This is a genomic window from Streptomyces sp. PKU-EA00015 (assembly GCF_013387495.1).
In the GTDB taxonomy this organism is placed as follows: Bacteria; Actinomycetota; Actinomycetes; order Streptomycetales; family Streptomycetaceae; genus Streptomyces.
Map to the genome: position 1 here is coordinate 20779 of NZ_JABZEE010000073.1, position 21541 is coordinate 42319.

Annotated in this window: 21 protein-coding genes and 2 pseudogenes; 11 read left to right on the forward strand and 12 right to left on the reverse strand. The window is 67.4% G+C overall.

The features are described from left to right. Window positions 1–583: 583 nt before the first annotated feature. The 8 genes from HW130_RS32275 to HW130_RS32310 are packed head-to-tail and all read right to left on the reverse strand — an operon-like array spanning window position 584 to window position 8802. Entirely contained in the window at window positions 584–1162 is a 579-nt protein-coding gene (locus HW130_RS32275) for a DUF4913 domain-containing protein (protein ID WP_309140645.1), read from the reverse strand. Then, window positions 1159–2913, reverse strand: a complete 1755-nt coding sequence (locus HW130_RS32280) for a TraM recognition domain-containing protein (protein ID WP_177153325.1) — start codon at window positions 2911–2913, stop codon at window positions 1159–1161. Before HW130_RS32280 ends, HW130_RS32275 begins: the two co-directional genes overlap by 4 nt. Continuing rightward, window positions 2910–4436 (reverse strand): ATP-binding protein, encoded by a 1527-nt coding sequence (locus tag HW130_RS32285; RefSeq protein ID WP_177153326.1) that lies wholly within the window; start codon window positions 4434–4436, stop codon window positions 2910–2912. The genes HW130_RS32280 and HW130_RS32285 overlap by 4 nt, the downstream gene beginning before the upstream one ends. Before the next feature lie 11 nt (window positions 4437–4447). After that, on the reverse strand, window positions 4448–5893 hold the full coding sequence (locus HW130_RS32290) for a PrgI family protein (RefSeq protein ID WP_177153327.1): 1446 nt from the start codon (window positions 5891–5893) through the stop codon (window positions 4448–4450). A gap of 3 nt (window positions 5894–5896) precedes the next feature. Beyond that, window positions 5897–7411, reverse strand: coding sequence for a hypothetical protein (locus HW130_RS36435; RefSeq protein WP_256356476.1), 1515 nt, complete (start codon window positions 7409–7411; stop codon window positions 5897–5899). Then, entirely contained in the window at window positions 7408–8175 is a 768-nt protein-coding gene (locus HW130_RS32300) for a hypothetical protein (protein ID WP_177153328.1), read from the reverse strand. Before HW130_RS32300 ends, HW130_RS36435 begins: the two co-directional genes overlap by 4 nt. A 10-nt stretch (window positions 8176–8185) precedes the next feature. Continuing rightward, complete coding sequence (locus tag HW130_RS32305) at window positions 8186–8503, reverse strand: hypothetical protein (protein ID WP_256356477.1); 318 nt, start codon at window positions 8501–8503, stop codon at window positions 8186–8188. A gap of 11 nt (window positions 8504–8514) precedes the next feature. Further along, window positions 8515–8802, reverse strand: a complete 288-nt coding sequence (locus HW130_RS32310; RefSeq protein WP_177153329.1) for a hypothetical protein — start codon at window positions 8800–8802, stop codon at window positions 8515–8517. 264 nt (window positions 8803–9066) lie between these two features. Between HW130_RS32310 and HW130_RS37135 the strand changes: the two genes are divergently transcribed. Further along, on the forward strand, window positions 9067–9537 hold the full coding sequence (locus tag HW130_RS37135; protein ID WP_177153330.1) for a helix-turn-helix transcriptional regulator: 471 nt from the start codon (window positions 9067–9069) through the stop codon (window positions 9535–9537). After that, entirely contained in the window at window positions 9534–10628 is a 1095-nt protein-coding gene (locus HW130_RS32320) for a bifunctional lytic transglycosylase/C40 family peptidase (protein WP_177153331.1), read from the forward strand. The genes HW130_RS37135 and HW130_RS32320 overlap by 4 nt, the downstream gene beginning before the upstream one ends. Before the next feature lie 80 nt (window positions 10629–10708). On the opposite strand, the gene HW130_RS32325 is transcribed toward HW130_RS32320, so the two are convergent. Then, entirely contained in the window at window positions 10709–10873 is a 165-nt protein-coding gene (locus HW130_RS32325; protein ID WP_177153332.1) for a hypothetical protein, read from the reverse strand. A 311-nt stretch (window positions 10874–11184) separates the two neighbouring features. Between HW130_RS32325 and HW130_RS32330 the strand changes: the two genes are divergently transcribed. Both HW130_RS32330 and HW130_RS32335 read left to right on the forward strand, forming a co-directional pair. After that, window positions 11185–11928, forward strand: a complete 744-nt coding sequence (locus tag HW130_RS32330) for a ParA family protein (RefSeq protein WP_177153333.1) — start codon at window positions 11185–11187, stop codon at window positions 11926–11928. An 859-nt stretch (window positions 11929–12787) separates the two neighbouring features. Next, entirely contained in the window at window positions 12788–14791 is a 2004-nt protein-coding gene (locus tag HW130_RS32335) for a hypothetical protein (protein ID WP_177153334.1), read from the forward strand. A 73-nt stretch (window positions 14792–14864) separates the two neighbouring features. On the opposite strand, the gene HW130_RS32340 is transcribed toward HW130_RS32335, so the two are convergent. Then, complete coding sequence (locus HW130_RS32340; protein WP_177153335.1) at window positions 14865–15077, reverse strand: DUF397 domain-containing protein; 213 nt, start codon at window positions 15075–15077, stop codon at window positions 14865–14867. Further along, window positions 15074–15913, reverse strand: a complete 840-nt coding sequence (locus HW130_RS32345) for a helix-turn-helix transcriptional regulator (RefSeq protein WP_177153336.1) — start codon at window positions 15911–15913, stop codon at window positions 15074–15076. The genes HW130_RS32340 and HW130_RS32345 overlap by 4 nt, the downstream gene beginning before the upstream one ends. Window positions 15914–16548: 635 nt before the next feature. Here HW130_RS32345 and HW130_RS32350 point away from each other — a divergent pair. The 6 genes and pseudogenes from HW130_RS32350 (at window position 16549) to HW130_RS32370 (ending at window position 20162) form a co-directional block, all read left to right on the forward strand. Then, entirely contained in the window at window positions 16549–16959 is a 411-nt protein-coding gene (locus HW130_RS32350) for a hypothetical protein (protein WP_177153337.1), read from the forward strand. Beyond that, window positions 16956–17636 carry a hypothetical protein gene (locus tag HW130_RS32355; RefSeq protein WP_177153338.1) on the forward strand — a complete coding sequence of 227 codons (681 nt, stop codon included), beginning with the start codon at window positions 16956–16958 and terminating at the stop codon, window positions 17634–17636. The genes HW130_RS32350 and HW130_RS32355 overlap by 4 nt, the downstream gene beginning before the upstream one ends. Window positions 17637–17842: 206 nt before the next feature. Continuing rightward, window positions 17843–18172 carry a hypothetical protein gene (locus tag HW130_RS32360; protein ID WP_177153339.1) on the forward strand — a complete coding sequence of 110 codons (330 nt, stop codon included), beginning with the start codon at window positions 17843–17845 and terminating at the stop codon, window positions 18170–18172. Beyond that, the gene (locus HW130_RS32365; protein WP_177153340.1) at window positions 18169–18453 is read left to right on the forward strand and encodes a hypothetical protein; all 285 of its coding nucleotides are present in this window, start codon (window positions 18169–18171) and stop codon (window positions 18451–18453) included. Before HW130_RS32360 ends, HW130_RS32365 begins: the two co-directional genes overlap by 4 nt. 671 nt (window positions 18454–19124) lie before the next feature. Beyond that, window positions 19125–19187, forward strand: a pseudogene (locus HW130_RS37140) (zinc-ribbon domain-containing protein); the annotation flags it as partial. Between the two features lie 48 nt (window positions 19188–19235). Beyond that, window positions 19236–20162 carry a tetratricopeptide repeat protein gene (locus tag HW130_RS32370; protein WP_256356478.1) on the forward strand — a complete coding sequence of 309 codons (927 nt, stop codon included), beginning with the start codon at window positions 19236–19238 and terminating at the stop codon, window positions 20160–20162. An 8-nt stretch (window positions 20163–20170) separates the two neighbouring features. Here the strand turns inward: HW130_RS32370 and HW130_RS32375 are convergent. Next, window positions 20171–20263, reverse strand: a pseudogene (locus HW130_RS32375) (IS5/IS1182 family transposase); the annotation flags it as partial. A gap of 259 nt (window positions 20264–20522) precedes the next feature. Between HW130_RS32375 and HW130_RS32380 the strand changes: the two are divergent. Further along, on the forward strand, window positions 20523–21242 hold the full coding sequence (locus HW130_RS32380; RefSeq protein ID WP_177153342.1) for a recombinase family protein: 720 nt from the start codon (window positions 20523–20525) through the stop codon (window positions 21240–21242). Window positions 21243–21541 lie beyond the last annotated feature (299 nt).

Here is a 21541-nt window from a genome sequence, read left to right on the forward strand (position 1 = left end):
GAATACTGTCCTTGCCGGAGCGGCTGGCGGTCTTGTACCAGCGACTCGGCGAGCTTCCCGCTCCGCGTACCGCAGACGAAGCGTTGCAGCAGCTGAACACGACTTTGGAAGCGGTTGAGGACCAGCACAGCGGAGTGCCCAAGGACCCCAACCCCGGCCTGAAGTTCGATGGGCGGATGTACCCTCCGCGATCCGACTTCATCGAACGCAAACCGGACGGCGGGATAGTCGCGACCACCAAAGGCAACATGATCTACGCCTCACCGGACGGCGCCCTTCGGATCACCAACCGCCGCAGTGGTGGAGAGGTCTACAGCAGGGCCGGGGCCGCCCAGTCCGCGCAGGACCGGCGGGCAGCCGCCGCGGCAGCCCGGAGTACCACGGCGACGCAGGACGCACAGACCACAGCGCCGCAGCAGCCCTCAGCCGCTCCAGCGCATCGGAAAGAGCCGCCAGGAACGAGTCAGGGCCGCAGCCGGTGACCTCACCGATCAAGAGATACGACCCAGGGTCTGAAGCGAGAAAGAGCCGGAAGAGGGCGGTTTCCCTTCCGGCTCTTTAGCGTGTGCACGCCAACCCGATGTCAGTGATTGCTGCCGCGAGGTATCTGGTCCACCGGAGGCACCGGCAGCACGGTGTGCTGCGGGCGGTCAGGGTTGGTCATGCAGCCGGCGAACGGGCCATCGGCGGCGCGGAGCTGAGCAAGCATCGGGTCCAGGTGGTCCCGGTGCCACACGGACGGGCCGGTGAGCCCGCAGGTCTCCGGGTTGGTGAGTTCCTGCCAGGCCAGCCACGTGGCATGGAGCCGGGCGACGGCCGCAGGGTGCTCCCACCACTGCGCGCACCAGGTGGCCGAGGAGGAAACCTCACCGAAGTAGGTGGGTACCAGCAGGTCCCGCACCCACGCGGCCAGCGCGGAGAGTTCAGCGCCGTACTTGTCGCCGGGCAGCCACAGAATGAACGGCGGAGTCTTGGGCCTCTCCTTGTCTTTCCCGCTCTCGCCGTTGTCGCCCTGGCCGCCGCCGGAGGCGACAGCGGAAGCGAGCTGGTTCACCCTCTTGGTGTTGTCCTCCAGCTGAGAGGCGAACCCGTGGACAGTTGCTTTCAGGTCCTCGAAGTCCTCCGCCAGGACCTCAACGCTGGGGGCGGTTTCGTCGCTCACGCGGAGATCACCTTCCGCGACGCCCGGGCGGCGATCTCCGCAATCTCTACCTGTGAATCGGCGGCCAGGTCGGCCGCATTCGGTTCGAGGTACCAGGGCCGCAGGCGGATCATGCCGACCCGCACGCCCGTCGCCAGTAGCAGCGCCCGCCCCTTGGGCAGCGCGCGGATCTCTGCGGCTTCCATGACCCGCTCGCGCCGTCGTGAGGTTGAGACGCTGCGACCGGTCGAGCCGTGCGAGACAGAGGTTTCACTGACCTTGTGCTCACCGACCAGGCGACTGACCTTCTCCGCGAATTCGGCATCGTCCAGACCCGAGCCCAGGGCCTTGATGGTGGCCGCCGACCACAGGGCATCCATGCCCGCCTCACCCCAGACGCGGACGCCCTGGCGGTAGCTCTGCAGGATGGTCACGGGGATGACACCGCGTGAGCCGAGATGTGAGTACAGGTCCGGCAGATCCTCGATGCGGCACACGTTTGCTGCCTCATCGAGCACCGCGACCAGCGGGGCATCTAGCCGGCCACCAGCCCGCTCGGCCGCGACCATGGCCGCCCGCAGCACTGCGTCTGCCGTCGCCGCGATGACGCCGGCTGCGGAGCCGCCGCCGTCCTTGGAGAGCAGATACAGGGTGTCGCGCGAGCGTACGAAGTCGGCCGGGCGGAATTCCTTTGCCCGAGGGTCGGGGGTGACCCACGCGAGGGTCTCGGGGTCGAGGAGGCAGGCAACGCACTGCCGGGCCGTCTCGTAGATGCCGTCGCGGGTGTCGGCCGCGCCCGCCACGGTGGAGGCGAGCTGTTGCGCCAACGCCTCTTTCCCCGCCGCCTTGAGCGCGCTCACCGGGCCACGGTCGCTCGGCGTGGACAGCCAGGCCAGCACGTCCGCCACTGAGCCGCCGGAGACGGCCGCCGCGTGGAACAACGCGGTCAGCAGGTTCTTGGCCGCGCCCATCCAGAAGTCACCGCGTGACTTCTCATCGGTGGTGGCCGCGATGAAGTGACTGGCGAGCCGCCCGGACCCCTCGATGGTGCGGGCTGAGTCGAGCATGTTCCACCACATCGCCCGCTCAGAATGGGTGATGGACTGGGGGTCGAGCAGCCACACCGCGCCCACGTCCAGGCGCCGGGTACGGGTGACCGCGAACACGTCCGGTTTGTTGCTGGTAAGCATCACCGCGCCCGGTGCCCGCAGCAGCGCCGGAACGGCGATCGAGGTGGACTTGCCAGAGCGCGGAGCCATGATGGCCAACAGCACGTCTTCCCAGCTCGCCCGCAGCTCAGGGCCGCGCGACGCGTCGAGGTTGCCGAGCAACACCCCAGTGTCGTCCGGCTTGATGTTCTCCTGACCCTTGAGCGAGGGACGCAGCGCCCGGGCTCGGGCGGTCATAGCCTTGGGCGCGAGCGGGGCGAGGTCTCGCATGCCTGCCAGACCCGCGCGGTGCGAGAAGAACCGCCGCCAGATGAGGAAGCCGGCCACGGCGAAACCGGCGGCGACGAGGACCAGGAGCACGGCCATGCCGACCCCGGCCGCCGTCGCGTGCCCGGGCCACAGTCGGCCGGGGCCGCCCGAGAGGAGGGCGAACGCCGACTTGATCGAGTACGCGGGCGGGGCCCAGCCGCCGCCGGCGAGGGCGACGCCGAGCGTTCCGCCGACGTAGGCCCCGGTGTACAGCACGGCGCCGCCGACGACGACGCCGAGGACCGCGAGCGGTGCCCCCGCCCCCGCCCCGGCGGTGTTGCTGGAGTCGGTCATGCCGCATCCCCCTTTTGGATCTTCTTGGACGGGTCGGTTTCGTACAGCCGCCGCTCTGCGTCAGTGAGCTGGAGCCGGACCGGGGTGCCCGGGCGGGTGCCGAGACGGAGCATGTACTTGCCCCGTCCGGGGTGAACCTGTCGGGTGCCGTCGAGGCCAGTTCCGGACGAGGACGACCACGATGCGATAAGGGCGATCTCCGCGTCTGTGAGCGGCCGTTGCGCCGAGACCCGTTCCAGCTCGCCGACGCTCAGCGCGCCGAGGATCATCGAGTCGCACCGGTCGATCATGCCCAGTGCCTTTGCGCGGTCCTGCGGCGTCGGCAACGACTCCGGGTCACGCAGCGAGTGCGTGATGAACAGCGTCACCTCATTACGCGCCCGGTTCAGGCGGGTCATGGAGTCGAAGGCGTCCACGATGCCGGGGCCGGCTCGCAGGGCCCGCCACATCTCATCCAGCGGCAGGACGAGGGGCGAGTTCATCAGTCCGACCGCGCGGGCCGAGTCGATCGAGCTGTAGGCGAAGGCCCAAGTGGCCAGCAGACCCGCACTGACCACGTGATCACCGGCCGTCAGGAGGCTGGACAGGTCCACGGACAAGGCCGGGGCCGCCAGATCGAGCGGGGTGGTGGTCGGGCCGTCGAACAGGCCGGACAGCGGCCCGACGCACAGGTTCTCCAGCGCGTGCGTGACCCCGCGGACCAGTGCCTTGTAGTCGTCCTCCGTGTCCACCATGAGCTGTGCCCGCAGCTCTGCCGGCCCGTCCCGCAGCACCTTGACCACGTCGGGGATGATCGGGTCACCTTCCCCCACGTGCGCGGCCGTCACCAGTCGAATGGCGTGCTCGATGACGTTCCGCTCGGTGGGGTCGGGTCGCCGGTCCATTTCCGTGGTCAGCAGTGCGTGCAGCAGCTCGCTACGGCGACCGTTGATTTCGGACAGCAGCGCGGCCCGCTTCCCCGGTTCGAGGGTCGGCAGGATCTTGCGCAGGGGGCCGGAGTCGAGTGGGTTGATGCGGTCGAGGCCGCGCCCGATGCGGACGACCTGGCCGCCGAGCTCGCCGACGAGTTCGGCGTACTCGCCTTTCACGTCGCCCGGTACGACCAGCTTGTAGCCGTAGGCGTTGTAGACGAGGCAGATGCGCTTGGCGATGGCGGACTTGCCGACGCCCGGCTGAGCCATGATCCACACGCCCGGGTTGGTGACCAGGGAGCCGATCCACCCGGACGGGTCGAAGCAGACGAGTTCGTGTGTGAGTTGGTCGTATCCGATGGGGACGCCCTCGGGCGGCAGGCCGCCGCCGAGGACGAACGGGTACAGGCCGGCGGTCTGCACCGTTGAACTGAGGTAGACCGAACCGGGGTCGAGGACGGCCGCACGGCCACGGCCGGCCCCCTTCCAGCCCCAGCGGGAGGCGATCACGGAGGGGTTGAGCCGCCAGGTAGGCTCGGGCGCGGTCGTCCCGGCGGTTACGCCCCGCCGGGACGACTCGGCCGCGCGGCCCGCAGTCTTGTTGCGCTTCACGTCGTGCCTTCCTACAGCAGAGGATTGATGCCGACCGGGAGGCCGACGACCATCGCGGCGGACTGGCCGCCGAATGCCGGGCGGAACCGCAGGCCGCCGGATGCGCGGGCCGCCTTGTCGATCTCGCGGCGAGCGGCGGGCAGATCTGCCGCATCGCTCACCGTGGTGGTGACGTAGATGGACCACTGGACCATCCCGGCGCCGGTCGCTTCTTCGGCCGCCGTGCGCTCGGCGTGCTCGGCGTCGACCCGCTCGCGCCGTGTCGACGTGCGCTTGGTCCGCTGCCGGTACTCCGCCCGCGCCTCATTGGCGTTGACCTCCCGTTCCACCACGGCCTGTGCCTCATCCGTGGGCAGCACGCGGTACGCGAGAGTGACGCGCCGGGTGAATGCACCCGGGGCGAGCAGCTTCAAGAGCACGTCGTATGTGACGAGCTTGCGCGGCGCTTCCCGCAGCACGTACGAGACCGAGTGGTATCCGTCGTGCCGGTAGGTCTGCCAGTCGTCCTCAGAGGCGACCGGGCCGACCTCATGCCAGACGAGTTCTTGGATCTCATCGGCCGGGGCGTCCATGTCGGCGGGGACGAATGCCCCGCGAACCAGACGCTTGATGTCCACGTCCGTCGCCCGCCGCAGCACGTCGACACCGGCCCCGGACAGGTCCACCGCGTCCAGAGCGCCGAGGGCGACCGCCGCGGCTTCCGCCGGCCCCTTGGGCCTTTCCGGGGACTGGGACGGGTCGATGACGAGCGACATCCAGGCAGCGAGTTGAGCGCTTGCCCGGGGAGCGCGGTCGACGAGCTCGCCGATCGCCTGGCGCGCGAGGCTCGGTGCGTTCGGGTCGAGACGGCCACGGACGTGATCGGACAGTGCAGCACCCGACGAGGGCGTGATCTGGAGGGTCACCGCGCCGACCTTCACGCCGTCCTCATCAGCGAGCCGGGCGAGCGCATCGCCCCAGGCGCTGACCTGTGACCGGACGGTGGCACCGGACGCGAGGAGCGAGCCGGCCGGGTTCAGCAGCAGCGCGGCCGCCATGGTGCCGGTCCTTTGGTTCCACACCAGGCCGACCGGGCCCCGCCCGTCCGGCGACTCGGCGCGGACGAGCTTGGTCGGGGCCGCCATGCCCGGCAGGTCGAGCGCTTCCGGAGACGGCAGGAACACCGACCGGTAGGAGGTCTCGCCGCGCATGTGGGCCCAGGACCAGCGGGCCCGGCCGATCACGTACGACATCAGCGGCATGCCGTGCCGCTGCCACACCGTCAGCGCGATGACCGTCAGAGCGATGGGGATGGTTACCGGCAGAGTGGCGATCGAGCCGCCCATGACGATGAGGAGGATCGGCGCCAGCAGGGCCCCGACCACGATCACGGTCTGAGGGGTGTTCAGGGATGCGATGCCCATGGACTTGCTGCGGCGCCAGCCGCCGTACAAGGGCTGTGACTCGGTGGTGGTCATGGTCTACTCCGTTCCGCCGACTGTGCCGCCGGCCTTTTGGACGGCCTGTTTGCCGGCTTCCGCCGCGACCAGGGCGACGGTCACCGGTCCGCCCGCGGCCGCCGTTGCGGTCGAGGCCGCCGCCGTTGAGCCGCCCGCCGCAGCTGCCTGGCCCGCACCGGCCGCAGCCGTGGCTCCCTCGGCCGCTGCGGCGCTCTTGCCGCCAGCCGCCGCCGCGCTGCCGCCCTGTTGAGGGACGCTGCCGGATGCGTGCTGAATTGCGCTGGACCCTTCGGAGTCGCCGCCGGCCGCCGGGCCCGAGCGGTCCATGTCGGCAGCGTGCTGAGCCGCCGACGTCGAGCCGCCGCCGCCACTGCCGCCACTGCCGCCGTCGCCGCCGGCACCGCCCATCTGCGCGGCCATCGCACCGCCGACCATGCTCAGCGCACCGCCCAGGCCGCCACCGGCCGCCACGGCGTTGCCCATCGACATGCCGAGCGGCGAGAAGAGGGCAAGAAGGCTCTTGAGGGCGATGATTGAAAGAGCGAGTGTCACCACACCGCGAACGAAATCGATGATTCCGTTCCCGTTGGCCATCTCGGTGAATCCCACGGAGATAATGAGAGCCGCCATAGGCTTGTACGTGATGATCACCATGATTGCGGTGAAGAGGCGCGGGAGCCACTGCCGTGAACTGTCTCCGCCTACCTGCCCGGCACCGGCAATCGGCAGGAGCAACGCCTGAATGGGGATAGCCGCCTGACGGAGGAACAGCATCACGACCTGAATACCGCCGACAATCAGGGAGACGAACGCGACTGCCAGAAGCCCCATCGGATTCCCGATGGCCGGCAGCAGCATGACCGCCATGCGGTCGGGCACGTCATCCCCGCCGAACCCCACGTACAAGATGCTCTTGGTGAGTTGGTCGGACGCGATCAGCAGTGCGTCGATGATGCCCACTCCGGCAGCACTGACCAGCACGTTAATCATTAGCCCCTGAATGATCTGCGCCAGCGGTGCCCCCTTGCGCTGAATGATCATCTTGATGCCCTGGAACATGACCAGGATGGTGGCGATTCCCGCGCCTATACCAACCATCAAAGCGTGCAGGCTCAATGATTTGGTTGGATCTTTCGGATCACCCAGAACGCCGGAGTCCTTGACCTGTACCGAGTCGGTCATCAGCCACCAGCCGAAGCTGATACGCATGAACTCGCCGGTAAATTCGGCCATGGACTTGGCGGCATCGCCGATCACGCTGTTTGCCAATGCCTTAGCCGGTGCACTAGCAGCGTCCTTGTGGAGACCTATGACCTTCTTAGCGCACTTTGCCTTTCCCTTCAGGTTGTCCGACAGGTCCAGGGTGGGCAGCAGTGCTTTACTGCACTGCTTGGTCGTTCCCCACCAGTCGAATGCGGGGACAGAGGCAGGGACAGCCGTTGCGGCCGGCGTCGCCACGGCCGCAGGGGCGCCCAGGCCGACGAGCAGCAGCAGCGTGCCGAACAGGATCGCCAGGCGTGACAGCCGGTGAGTCACAGACGCTCCCCCTCCTGAATCGCCTTCCAACCGTCCAGGTTGAACCGTGCGGTTCCGATGTCCACCGGGTCCGGCAGGTTCTCGCTCGGAGGGGTCGGCTCGACCTTCCAGTCCCCCGACTCCCACACGGCGCGCGTCGGTGTGACGACGAGGTTCGTCGTCGACTTCTCACCGGTGCCGGCCGAGTAGGTGACGCGAAGGAGAATCAGAAGGTCCACGCTGTTTGACGTCTCGCGCTGCCACTGGACACCGATCGGCCAGGCGCTGAGCGTCGCGCCCTCAGGCACCGGGCCAGTCGCGGGGATACCCGCATACTCGCGGTTCGCCTTAACCGATTCCTCGACCTGTGCGGCCATCTCGTCGCGGTATGCAGCGGCCGAGTAGGTGTTGATGCCCGCCCGCACCTGTGCTGCGTTCCACGAGTAGGCGTTGCGTGTCGCGGCCACGCCCGCCGCGGCGGCACCCTCGGGTGTGCGGGCGAACTTGATCGGCAGGTTTCCTGCCTTGCTCGTGCCGTCAGGCAGCTTGACGTACTCCTCAGGCGCCACGTAGCCGCCGTCATCGGGCAGAGTCTCGACAGGCTCGGGTTCGCCGGTCGCAGAGGTCCCCGGTGCCGGGCTGTTGCTGCTGTCGTTGTTGGTCGACCGGCCGCCGGTCACGGCAATGACCACGATGACGACGACGAGCACCACGATGATGCCGCCAAGGGCGAAGACCGCACGCCGCATGCGGCGCGCAGCCTGCTGTTGGATATCGAGTGTCATGCCAGCCTCCTCAGGTCACGATTCCGGGGACGACGCCGGCGGCGAGGGTGACGACGGACAGGCCGCCGAGTACCCAGAGCAGGCCGTTGGCGCCTTCGGCCGAAAGGTGAGAGCGGTTTCTACGGCCGACCATCATCATGATTCCGCAGGAGATGAGGCCGAGGATTCCGGCGCCGATGGCGAAGTACTTTGCCCAGCCGACCCATTCCGGCATCACGGATTCCATGCCGGGCGGGGACACCGGGGGCGCATCCCAGGCCGGCGGCTTGGGCGTCGGCTCCATGGGGGCCAGTGCCACCACGTCGGTGAGCGTGCTCAACAGATTCATGTGTGTTTCTCCTATTCAGGGAGCCCGAGTTGCCGCCGCAGTTTGCGGGCGGCTTTCCGTACTGCTCGGTGGTCGAGGGCTTCGGTGGGGCTGTCGACCTCTCTCAGTCCCACCAGGTAGGGCACTTGGGCGATGCCGAGGACGCGGGGCCGGATGGCCCGCATGCGGTACACCGCTGCTCGCGGGAGGGGCAGCGGGGCGTCTCGGACGATGACGAGGTGCGGCCGGGGCACCCCTGAGTGCCACCCGCCGATGAGGCGGACCGCTTCCTGCATCCCGTACGCAGTGGACCTGGCCACCACGAGCGGGATGAAATGTGGTGGCAGGTGCGAACCTCTATGGAGTTCCATGGTTCCGCCGCTACCGTCCGGGTCGAGCCATCGTGTGACGGTTGTGGTCCCGGCACCCCCGTGGGCGCCCAGCACCCCGAAGAACCTCGCCGGGGCGGTCAGATCGTGAACTCTCGTGCTCTTAAGCATGACTTCACCCCCGATACTGTATCTCACTCAAGCGTCACGCTACCATGACGGACTGTCATTGGGTACTTATATAAGCTGGGGTCCATGAGTCCAACGAGCGGTGTGCCGACCTTCCGCCCTGATAGTTTGCGTCAGCAACGTCAAGCCCGGGGGCTGAGTGCCGAGGAACTGGCCGTATTGGCTGGAATTAGTCCCGAGACCGTGCGTCGAGCAGAGGCCGGAACGCGTCAACCTGGCGCGCGGGTCGTCGTTGCTCTCGCCCGGGCCCTTGGCAGCTCAGTGGATGAACTGGCCCCGCCAGCGGGCCGGTTGACGCTGAAGGAACTGCGGCAACGCTTGGGTCTCACGCAACGTGAGGTGGCGGCGCACGTGGGGGTGACAAGTCAGATGGTGAGTCGTGTGGAGGCTGGAATCTATGGGGTCAAGGAGCCGCGGAAGTGGGCCACGGCCTATGGCACCAGCGAACCGGAATGGATGACGGCCTGGTCTGAGGGAAGAGAGGGCCGACGCCAACGGATCAGGTCACGAACCAGGAGTGACGGGGGGACAGAATGAAGAAAGCCGTAGGCGGCATCGCGGCCGTAGCTGTGGGCTTTCCGGTGGGAATCATCGGCTTGGTTCTTGGCATGGCTGGGGCTGACGCCACCGCGCAAGGTCAGGTGCTCTCGGGCCTGAACCTGGCCCAGATGCCGGCGGCCGGCCGCCATTACGCGTCTTGGTACGTGAAGGCCGCCGAGAGTGTCGCCAGCGAGTGCCCGCAACTCTCCCCCGCACTGTTGGCGGCCCAGGGATACCAGGAATCGGGCTTCAACCCGAACATCGAGGGCCCGCCCACCAATTACGGCAAGGCGAAGGGCATCGCCCAGTTCATCGACTCGACATGGGCGACGTGGGGCAAGGACGAGGATGGAGACGGGACCGAGCTCGGAGCCAAAGACCCCGAGGACGCGATCATGGCTCAGGCCCGGTACATGTGCAGCATGGTCAAGAAGGCCCAGCGGTCCGGGCACGACGACAACCCCGTAAGGCTCGCACTCGCCGGATACAACGCCGGATGGGGCCGTGTTGAGCAGTACGGCGGTGTCCCGCCCGAGAGCTTTGCCCAAGGCCAGACGTATCACTATGTCCGTATCATCACGGCCACTGCCGAGAAGTGGTCCAAGGCCATCGGCGGAGGAGGCATCAGCGGACTCGGCACCGGCAGCGGCCCCGACGCCGTACGCCGCGGAGCGACACAGATCGGAGTCCCCTACTCATGGGGCGGAGGAACACCGTCCGGACCGAGCCTGGGGTTCTGCGGCGGAGGCGGCTACCTCCGGGGCAAGTGCGTGGCCGCCACAACCGAGGGATTCGACTGTTCGAGCCTCACGCAGTACGCATGGTGGCCGTCGACCAAGTTGCCCCGGACCGCCGCCGACCAGTACGCCGCAACTGCCAGCCGACCCGTCGCTAAATCCGACTTGCAGCCCGGCGACCTCATGTTCTGGAGCAAGGGCAGCACCAGCGCCATCTATCACGTTGCAATCTACGCTGGAGACTCCAAGGTCCTGCACGCTCCCCGCACCGGCCGGACTGTCTCTGTCGTCCCCCTTGCCGAGGCCATGCCCGCGCGCGACTACGTCGGAGCGACCCGCCCCGGCGCATGACTTAGCTTGTGCACGCGAACCGCGAGCAACGCAGTAGGGCCCGCCGACGACCTGTCGGCGGGCCCTACTGGTCGGGCGGATTACGCGAGGCAGGCCCGGCGGTCGATGTACACCACGTCATCCGGGCCGTTCAGCGCGGCGGCTACCGCCACCAGGTCATCCACCGGGCCGAACGGCACCGGGCCGGCCTGCACCAGCGGCACCGGCTTGGAGGCCGGCTCGGCCGACTCCCGAGGCGGCAGCAACGGCCAGCCGCCCTGAGGCTGAGAGGGCAGAAGGGGCCAACCGACAGCACCGGCCGCGCGAGTAACACCGTGGGAGTCACGGACTACAGTCATGAAAGATCCTCCAACCAGGATCGAGGCCCAGGGCGACGAGACGCAGAAGTTGCCCAGGAGCCGCATGGTGAGGGGTCGGGTGCCAGCCCGGCCCCTCTTGCGTCATGCAGCGCAAACGCCCTGCACTTGTGCACTTATGCGTGCACAAGTGCCACGGTAGCGCAGTCCGTGCCGCATGGCACGCATGGTCTTCAACTTATGCCGTCATAATGTCGTGCATGTCTAAAAGCCTTGTGGAATGGGCGAAGGGGAACGGCACCCGGCCACCCATCGTCACCTGCGCCGCTTGGAAGGGCGGTGACGGTAAGAGCACCACGGCGCGCGAGCTCGCCTATCTGCTCGACGCTGTGCTGGTCGACCTTGATTGGGACGCCGGCTGTAGCTCGCGATCGATGGGCTACCGACATGAGAACTACGTCAGGTCTCCGCTACGGGACGGCTTCACGAAGGGCCGCACCCCGACGCCGATCTCCGGACGGCGGAAGGCCGATCTAGTCCCTTCCTACCCCGACTTGGTGGAAGAGCAGCCGCATCGGGACGAGGTGACGGATGCCCTGGAGCGGTGGGCCCGCGACTGGAACCGTCCGGTAGTGGTCGACACACACCCTGGTGGGTGCGAAGCCACGTACGGGGCAGTGAATGCGGCCGACACGGTGGTGGTGCCAGCCGTGATGGTGAAGGAATCTCTGAACGCGCTTGAGGGCATGGTCGACGAGCTCACGGACTATCCCCTACTGATCACGCCGAACAAGGTGGATTCACCGCCCCAGTGGGCGCGCCGGCGGCTCGCCGAGATCGTGAAGCGGCACGACATCCCCATGGGCCCCCTGGTCTACGACGAGCCATGGATCAGGAAGCGGACCATCAACATCGCTATCTCGTCCGAGCCGGTCGCGAAGCGCGCCCGCAGGTTCGTGGACTCGATGGACGGACTGGTAAAGGCGGTTATCAACTATGCCTGATCCGCTGGAAGAGCTCGAACAGCAGGCGCAGGAGCGCAGCAGACGAGGGAAGGGCCGGAGCCCTGGCGGGTCCAGGAACCCCAGGCAGCCGCGGAAGGACACGGAGGCCGAGCTGAAGGCCCGTGAAGAGGAGCGCCTACGTCGCGAGCGGGACCGTGAGCAGGAGGCCCAGGCGTCCGAGCGTTCGCAGCCGAGCACCGTCGAACCGGTGGCGACCATGGCATCCGGCACAGAGGAGCCGGCCCCGAAGCGAAGCCGGCCGAAGTCCTTTCCGTTCTACCCGAACCCGGAGGACGAGGAGTTGCTGTGGGCTGTGGCGGAGGCCGCGACGGCGCGTCGGGAGAAGATCCCTGCCACTGCGGTACTCCGTTTTGCTCTGCGCCGACTGTCCGACCAGATGACCCCGAGCGAGATTGTGCGGGCGCTGAGCGGTCCTGTGCAGACAGAGGGCAGGATGGGGCGCCCACGGCGTTAAGAGCATCGGCAACATGTGCAGTCGCCGTGCGACTGCGTGCAGAGAGGCGGGCGCGCACAACCTTGTGCGCGCCCTTCCTGTTGCACTTGTGCGTGCATAAGTGCAAAACTGTGCAGGCGTTTAAGTCAGTGTGTGCACCTCGCGGTGCAAGCTTGTGCGGCTAGCATGACGCCCGCTGTGCGGTTAGTTCGGCATGTGAAAGTGCATGCATGGCTAGCTGTGCAACATCAGGAACTTATGAGCGCATAAATGCAAAAGGCCCCGGGGGTCAGCCGGCCAGCGAGGCCCCGGAGCCGTGATCGAGGGAAAGGACCCCCCGATGCAGCACCAGGGTACGGGCCGTAGCACGCGGCGATGCATTGCCGCCCCCGGCGGTGACGTGCGATGACGCTTCCTGAGCTGAAACTGCCCGACCAAGTGACCGAGGCCCCTCAGTGGGCGCTCTTGACCGCCGCAGCGGTCAGCACAGTCCTTGCGCTTGTCATGATGTATAGCCGTACGCGGCGCACGCGTGCCCTGACTATGGCTCAGCCCACCGGGCGCGCAAAAGAAGTCAGGCAGACCGTCGCTGCCGCTGGCCCGCTCGCCGTGCTCGGCGCGTGCGGCATGGTCCTCAGCCTGTACGGGCTGTACGGGTTCGCCACCCAAAACATGCAGCTTGCTTGGTTCTGGGCCATCCCGGTCATGGCGATCTTTGACATGGCTGAGGTCACGTGTTTCGTCTCTCTCTACCGCTCGGCGACGGTCGAGGCGGCATGGACACGGCCTATGAGGCGCACGCGACGGATGGCATGGGCGCTGGTTGCCGCGTCGGCCGCGATGAACGCCGCACATGCGCCCGGCAACTGGATGGCCACACTCGTGTTTGCCGCAGTCCCGGCGATCAGCGCGAAGCTTATTGAGTTCGAGTTGGACAAGCAGATGGCCGCCAACTCTGACCAGGAGTCGGACGGCGGAGGCCCGGGCCTTGTTCGGCTGGTGCAGCTCGCCTACATCCACGCGTGGGCGAACATCTTTGCTCGGCTCGGGTTCGATGGGGCCAGTAAGGACGGGTTGATTCACCAGGACGCTCGCATTCGTCGCGCGGCCCGGCAGATTCACGAGCTGCGGCGGGCGCTCGATGAGCGCGACACGGCTACTGGACGACGCTTGAACCGGGCCCGTAAGAGCGTTGAGGAGAAGCAGGCAAAGGCGGAGCTCGCCATCGACGTGGCCGGGATTGCCGGTGACACCGCGGGCCAACTCACGCTCGCCCGGAACCTAGTCACTCGCGGGCGAGTGGTCGATCTGGCCCGCATGGATGTTCGCGATCCCATGGGCATCGTCACCACCCTGGAAGAACTTGCCATCGTCCCGAGCGCCGAGGCCATCAAGGCCGGCGCCAGGGCGGCCCAGGCGGAGAAGCAGCGCCAAGAGGCAGAGGCAGCCCGCGACGAGGCGCGAGCTGCGCAGAAGGCTGCCGAGGCGGAGGCGGCAAAGGTACGAGAGGAAGCTGCCGGTGTGCTCAAGGCTGCAAAGAAGGCCCGCGCAGAGGCCGAGGAGGCCGCAGCCGAGGCGTTGCGCAAGGCCGAGGCAGCCAGCGCACGGGCCACGCAGGCCGAGGCAGCTCGCGCCGCCGCCGAGGAGGAGCGGAGCAAGATTGCGACAGATGTGGAGGAGCTGAGCACGAGGGCGCAAACGCTGCGCACGTCCACCACTGCTAGCGACGGCGAGCGTCAGAAGCTCGCCGCTCGGCTCGCCGAGCTGCGGGACCAGGTGCAGGAGGCCACAGATCTCGTCAGCCAGCGCCGTAAGGAGGCTGAGGCAGCCCGCGGCGAGGCTCAGCGGGCCATCGACACTCGCCACGCAGCAGCGCGCGAGGTTGAGGCGGCACAAGAGGCCGTCGAGAAGTTGCAGGAGCAGGTGCGCCATCTCCAGGAGCGAGCCGAGCAGTACGCCCAGCAGCGGGCCGAACTCGCGACGACGATTGACCGCCTGGCCGCCGAGCGGGCCGAGGCCGAGGAGGACGCCCGCCGCGCTCACGAGGCGGCCGAGAAAGCCCGCAAGGCGGCGGAGGCCGAGGAGGGGGCCCGCCGCGCGGCGAGCGTTGCCCTGCGCCACGCTCGCACAGAATTGCTCGACGCTCTCACGAGTCCGGACGCTTACGAGCCGCCGCGATGGACCAGCCCCGCCAAGGTGCGCGGATGGGAGCTGTACATGCACAAGGTGCGCACAGAGGGGATCGAGCCCACCGACGCCGAGTTGGCAGGCGAGGACCGAGACCCGAGCACCGCCCGAAAGTGGCTTCCCGAGTTCCGAGCCGAGCTCGCCAAGCTGACGACCGCTGCACTGCCTTCACAGCAGGGTGCACACGATCGCACGGCCGACGAAGCACCCGTGTTGGTCTAGGCGCGCACCTCGCACACCGCTGCACATGCCGAAGGGCCGCACCATCTTGGGGCGGCCCTTCGGCATGTCAGCGTTAGAGCTTTCCTGTCCGCAGCGCGTCGACCACCGCGGCGAAGGCGACGGCCGGCACAATCAATGCCGGCCCGTGGTCACGCTTGGAGTCGCGGACGCCAACCCAGGCACCCACGGCCGCTACCTCAACGCATTCGTTGTTGGCGGCGCTGTACGTGCTGGTCTTCCAGCGGGCAGCGGCGAGATCAGCGCGGGTGGGCGGGGTGGTGGTCATTGGTGCTCCTGTCGTGCTTCGGCCAGCAGGGTTCGGCTGGTCGCGGAGTCGGCCGCGTGAGATCGCAGGTAATCAAACATGATCTTGTAATCACGTACATCGTCCGGTGCGTCGAGGTACAGCCCCCGGCGGTGTAGTTCCAGGTACACGACCGCCATAGACGCCATGGGATCGCGCTCATCATCCCGACCGAGCAAAACGAAGTGCCCGCCGCTACCAGCCGCATGAGCACCCCGAGAAGCCGGCAGTACTTGCAAGTCGATGTTCGGTCGGTCAGCCATGGCCGAGAGATGGTCGATCTGCTCGACCATCACGGACGCGTCGCCAACCTCTCGTCGCAAGACGGCCTGATCAAGCACAACCCACAGGTGAAGTGCCGGGGAGCGGGCGAGGATGCTCTGACGCTGTATGCGGGCATCCACCGTGTTCGTGATCGTGTCCGGGTCGGCCCGCATCTCCGCTGCCTGATGGAGCGCCAGTGCGTAGCGGGGGGTTTGCAGCAGGCCAGGGACCAGGGAATTGGCCCACACATGCTCATACGCGGCGTACGCCTCAAAGGACATGAGCGGGTTAAGGATCTCCGGGACGGCCGGGTGATCCATCCACCAGCCACTTTCCTGACTGGTGACGAGCTGCACCAAGGCGTCCCGCTCGCTCGCTGTTGCGTCGCATGCATCGGCGATGGCCCGGACAGTCGGGACCCGCAGTTTGGCCCGGTCCTGCCAGCTTTCGTACCGGTTGACCGTGCCAACGCTCACGCCGGCCAACTTTGCGACCTCTGTCTGAGTACGCCCAGCGCGTGAGCGGAGGGCTTGCAGGCCGCGGGCGATCTGCATACGACCCGCCGGGCCGGCTGTCCCTCTAACGGTCACGTCGTCCCCTCGGTATCTTCCGCCGTCATCGCAGGCGGCGAGGCAATCAACCCGAAGCGTACGCGGGAGTCGCCACGCGCGAATCCCTCCCTACACCTCACTCAGCCGGGCGCAGTTCAGCCGTACGGGTACCGCTCATTGAAATTCAATGGCAGTGTGTTCAATGAACACGGAGCGTCCCGGTTAGAGCGCCCAAAGTGATCACCGGCTCGCCTGTGTCTCCCCTCCATCAGCCAGCGCGGACCACAGGGAATAGTCGATGCCAGCAGGCACGGGCACCCCGCCAACCAGGGCGGATGTACGAAGTAGCGTTCTTGACCCTCTGTGCACCACACCCGAGCAGAAGGCCCGGTTACGCGGGCACCAGTGCGCCCGATGCGGAGCGAAGCAGGGGTTACGGCCAGCCGGTTACGCCTACACCACGTCAGAGGTCCATGGCCGTCTGGGATGGCCGGTGAAGGTCTGCGAGGGCTGCGAGCGGGCGGGGGCCGGCGCATGACCCCGACTCCCGCAGCACGCTGGTTCATTGAGGCCGTGGCCGCAGCGCCGTTGCCCTCGGCGACGGCCGCGCTTGCATTGGCCAGCCGGGGTGAGCTGCGATGATCCGATGCGAGGTCACAGCGCACCGGCTCGACCTGGCGGCCCACTGGCCGCTGTACGCCTACGAGGCGGACGGCCCGCGCATGGCCCTGCGGTGGCTGCGGTGGCAGGCGGGAAGGCTCGCCGACCGGCTCGACCCCGACCCGCAAGCCGCATGGGTGCCCGCCGGCGCGCTGTGGCCGGTCCACGAGGCGGTACCCGACGCCCCTGCGCACATGCGGCGCTGGAGAGACGATCTGGCCGCGCACGAGGAGTTCATGCACCTGTTGGCCACCGGCCAGGCGGTCAGTCTCTCTGCCCACGACGACACGGCGCACTACACGTTCACCGCGCTGCCCCGGCAGTTCTACGTACCGCCGTGGGCTCCGCCTGACCCGGTCTCCGGGACCGCGCGGGAGGTGGTGTCATGACCCGGCAGTTCACACAGAACGGTCTCACCGTCCCGTACATCGCAGCGTGGAGCAGTGAGAAGACGGTTAGCCCGCTGGTCGAGCGCAGGGAGGCCAAGGGCGGCCCGTGCCTTGCCTACCGCGACGAATCTCCGTACGACCGCGACATGTGGGGCGCGCTGTGGATCAGGCAGGCCATCGGCCGGGGAAAGGGGCGGGCGAACTTCGCGGCGGTGCACGCGCTCCGCCAGCGGCAAGCCATGATCCGTCTGCTGTGCCAGGTCTGCGGAACCGACATCCTGGCGCAGTCCCCCGAACGGCAGCTTTTCGTACTGAAAGACACGGGCCAGCCAGTCACAGAAGGCGAGACGACGACGGCCCCGCCGCTGTGCCTGCCTTGCGCCCTGGTTTCCGTTCGGGACTGCCCGCACCTTCGCACCGGCCACGTGGCTGCATGGGTCGGCAGACCACAGGTGTGGGGTGTCGCAGGAGTCGTCTACGACCCCACGACGCTCCGACCCGTCAGCCCGCCTGCTAACCGCCCCACCGCGGAGATCGCTTACGACGACCCCGCTATCCGCTGGACGCTCGCGGCACGCCACGTCAACGTCCTACACGATGTGACGCCCGTACAGCTGAGCGATCTCGTCGCCGAGGCAGGGCAGCCGGCACCCGGCCGGACGGCCGACCACCCTTGACCATCTCCCCTCGGCGTCGAACCTGGCCGCTCAGGCCGACGCCGAGCCCCGCAGGCCGTGTCCCCCGTCGCGGACCTGCGGAAGGACAGCGCCCCGGCTCCCCCCAGCCGGGGCGCTGTCGCACTTCCACGAGGATCGCCGGACCCCTGCCCGACCACACCACGGACCGCGTACCGTTGGACAGGCAGGACAGACGGAGGTCAACCATGAGCGCGCTCCCGCACGAGACGCCCGCCCGGGCGTATGCCAATCCGCACCGTCTGGAGACCGACGAAGGGCCCCAGACGCTCGCCGAGCTCCGGGCCGCCCTCGCCCTCATCTCGCCTGCCGAGTTGGTCGCCTTCAATGCCAAGCTCGACGCGGCCCGGTTCGGCGCGGCCCAGGCCGCCGTGATTACCGAGGCGCGTCACTTGGTCGCCCTGCGGACCAGGACCGAGGTCCAAGCCGCCATCGCCGCCTCACTCGCCGGTGAGACCCAGACGGCGCCGGTCAGCGATCTGTACGCCTTCCTGGAGGGCAAGGGCTCCGCCGCGTGACCAACTGGACCGTGGTCGTACCGCCCCGGCTGTACGAAGAATTCGCCCATCTCAGTGCCGCCGGCCGCCGCGTAGTCCATGACACTCTCGAAGGTCTCGCCGAGGACCCACGGGACCCCGCAAGCTCCACTGAGCCGATCGCCGGGGCAGAACTGCGCCGCATCACAACCCGGCCGACACCGGACACCGGCGACCGAATCACCCTTCTCTACCGCGTCCACCCGCCCGAGCAGGATGAGCCCGGACGCGTCGAGGTGATCTTTATCCTGTCCGGGCCCTGATCAGCGGTCGGCCGAGTCGAGGGATGCGCCAGCACCCGGCCGGACGGTCGCAGGCGGGCCGTCCGCAGGCGGCGAGTCACTGCGTCGCCCGACCCGTAGGCCCGGCTGAGGCCAGGCATACAGCCGGGTCGTTACCGAGGTGGACCCGTTCAGGTCGACAGCGACCTGATAGACGGTCCGCCCGTCCGCCCACTCCTGCCGAGCTATGACCGTGGCCCAGCGCCATCGGCCCTGGGACCAGACCAGCAGTGCCGGCGGATCGGTCCGCGGCCAAGTCCACACCCGGGGCACCGGTCCGTCTTCCGGCCGCCACGGGCTCGCCTCCACGGGCTCGGCCACTACTGCTTCGCTCATGTGTTCGAGTCTATGTGGGGCGGCATGGTCCGGCGGCTCACCCGGTTCCGCGCCGTGTGGGCGGACGAGGCGTTTGTAGCAGCAGAGGGCGGCGGCCACGCCCGGCCGTGACCAGGAGAAATACAGAAGTCCGGCTGGGGTCTGAGCGCCAGCCCGCCTTGCTAGCTATGTCCTGGGTGCTGGCATCCGATCTCTGAGCGGAGCTCTCTCCGCTCGCCCAGTTGCGGCCCTTCGCCGGTGGAGTTCGACTGGAGTTAATAAAGTTTCCGGATGCTCGCCGCCATGGAACGCAGAAACCCAAACCCACCGGATAAGTCATGTATTGCCCTTACTGCGGAACGCAGCTCGCACCTGACGCGTCATTCTGTCATTCGTGCGGGAATAGAGTAGCCGACAGCTTCTCATCAGTACCGCAACCCATGGAGTACATGGAAGTTGAAGCCTACGTAGCCGGAATGCAGCATGGCGCAAGCATCGTTTCCAGCCTGATCGGCGCTGCTCCAGGCGGGGTTTGGAGATGCCGATTTGTCGCCAGGGTGCAAACACCAGAAGGCGGCTATGAAGCCATGACGGCTGACTTCATAAAGCTTAACTCAGGGCCCATCGAACAGCTATCCTCCCGAGAAAGAGAAGATGCTCAAGAAAAGTTGAACTGGATCCATGACAATGCCGTCGCGCACGGCTTCGAGCCTATTCCTCGGGGAACCTACTGGTACAGCTACCGTTACCAGCGGCCCTACGACCCCCAGTCCTCACCTGCGTCGACGGGCGGACGTTCCACTGAAGATCTCCTAAGGGAAGCCTCGGCCCTCCGCGGAGCTGGCCGCCATTCGGAAGCCGTGGAAAATCTTACGGCGGCGCTCGCATTGGACCCAAATTGCCGACGCGCATATTTCATGAGGGCGGACTCTCTACGTATGTCCGGGAAGCCAAAAGAGGCGCTGAAGGACTGCCAGGAAGCCCTATCCCGAAACCGAACCGGATTCGACGCCTCTGAAGGTCTCTTGCTTAGGGCTGAAACGTATGAGATGCTCGGCAACTGGTCGGCGGCACTTGAGGATTCCCATAAGGTGGTTGCGCATCGCCTGAGCGATCAGGGAAAGCACATGCTTTGGGCGACGATGGGTCACTGCTACTTCGAAATGAGAGACTATAAGTCGTCCATCTCTTATTTCAGCAAAGCAGTTAAGGCCGCACCCGACGAATTTTCTACGCGTATAAATCGCGCCACGGCTTACACTCAGATGAGAGAGTACGGAAAAGCTGTCAGAGATTGCGAGTACGTAGTGAGTCGGGAGCCGGGGAATGAGACAGCCCAAAGGAAACTTAAGTATTTGCGAAGCAAGACGACTTAGGCCGTGGTCTATGTGGTGAGGCGGATGAGTCGCTTGTAGCAGCAGAGGGCGGCGGCGAATCCGAGAAATGCCAGGTAGTTCCGGGAGTGGCGTTCGTAGCGGTGTCCCGGAAACGGTCGGTTTCGGGACGGCGGCCGCGCGACCCGACGCGCCGAGGCCGGAAGTCCCGAAAGGCGTCCCAAAACCGTAGGGCCCGGGCAGGGTTTCGGGACAGCGTTCCGGGACAATGGGGCCATGGTTGAGATGGACGAGCAGACTCGCGCCGAATTGATCGAGCGTCAGGACTGTTCGCGATGCGCGGCGCCGGCCGGCTCGGCGTGCCGGACGAGGACGGGAACGGTCGCTACCCGATACCACACCGTGCGATACGACAGCGTCCCGGCGCTCAGGTCCGGCCCGCCGGTCAAAGTGCCCGCCGACCGGGGGCCGGGCCAGGCGTGGCGGCCAGGTCCGGCCGTCGAGACCACAGCGGCGGCCGTCGAGCGGACCGGCGACCGGATCGGGTACGGCAGGGTCTCGTCCAGCGGGCAGGATCTCGCCACCCAAGAACGGCTGTTGAAGAGCGCCGGGTGCCTTGAGCCGCTGTACGTCGAGACGATCAGCACAAGGCAGCGGGAGCGCCCGCAGTTCGCCGCAGCCCTGGCGGCGCTGCGGCCGCGGGACATCCTCACCGTGACCATGCTCGACCGGCTCGGCCGGAACACCGTTGAGCTGATCACCAGCGCCCAGGACATCGAGCACCGGGGCAACCGGCTGGAGATTCTGCAAGGCCCCTTGGCCGGCATCTACGACCCGCGCGGAGCCGGAAAGATCGTCTTCACGATGTTCGCCGTAATCGCCGAGGTCGAGAGGGAATTCATCCGCGACCGGAGCCTAGAAGGGCTCGCCACCGCTGCGGCGAACGGCCGCTACGGCGGCCGTCCGGCCGCCATCGACGCCGACAGGTTCGCCGTCGCTCTGGCCCGCCGGCAGAACCCCAAGGAGTCCGTCACCAGCATTGCCCGACACATCGGAGTCGGGCGGTCGACCCTGTACCGGGCGTTCGCCGAGTACGACCAGCGGCAGCGCGCCGAACCCTGATCACTGTGGCGTGCGCGGTGGGTCCGTAATTCTCCGTGGCCCAGTCCTTATGGCGACCGCCCCTGACTGCTCCGCCACCAGTGATGGCCGTTGCACGCGGCAGGGACCCGACTGAGCATCAGCGCGGGCAGGCGGCTGGAAGACGCCTTGCAAACCCGCGCTGAGCGCAGCTAGGGACTTGTCGGTTGCCACGCTGCCGCCAGGATGAGCCCATTAGGCAGGGGAGACCTGGTTGCCGAAACCAGGTCCGGCGGGGCGGCCCCGCTCGCCCCGCCGAAGTTGACTGTGCCGCCGGAGAA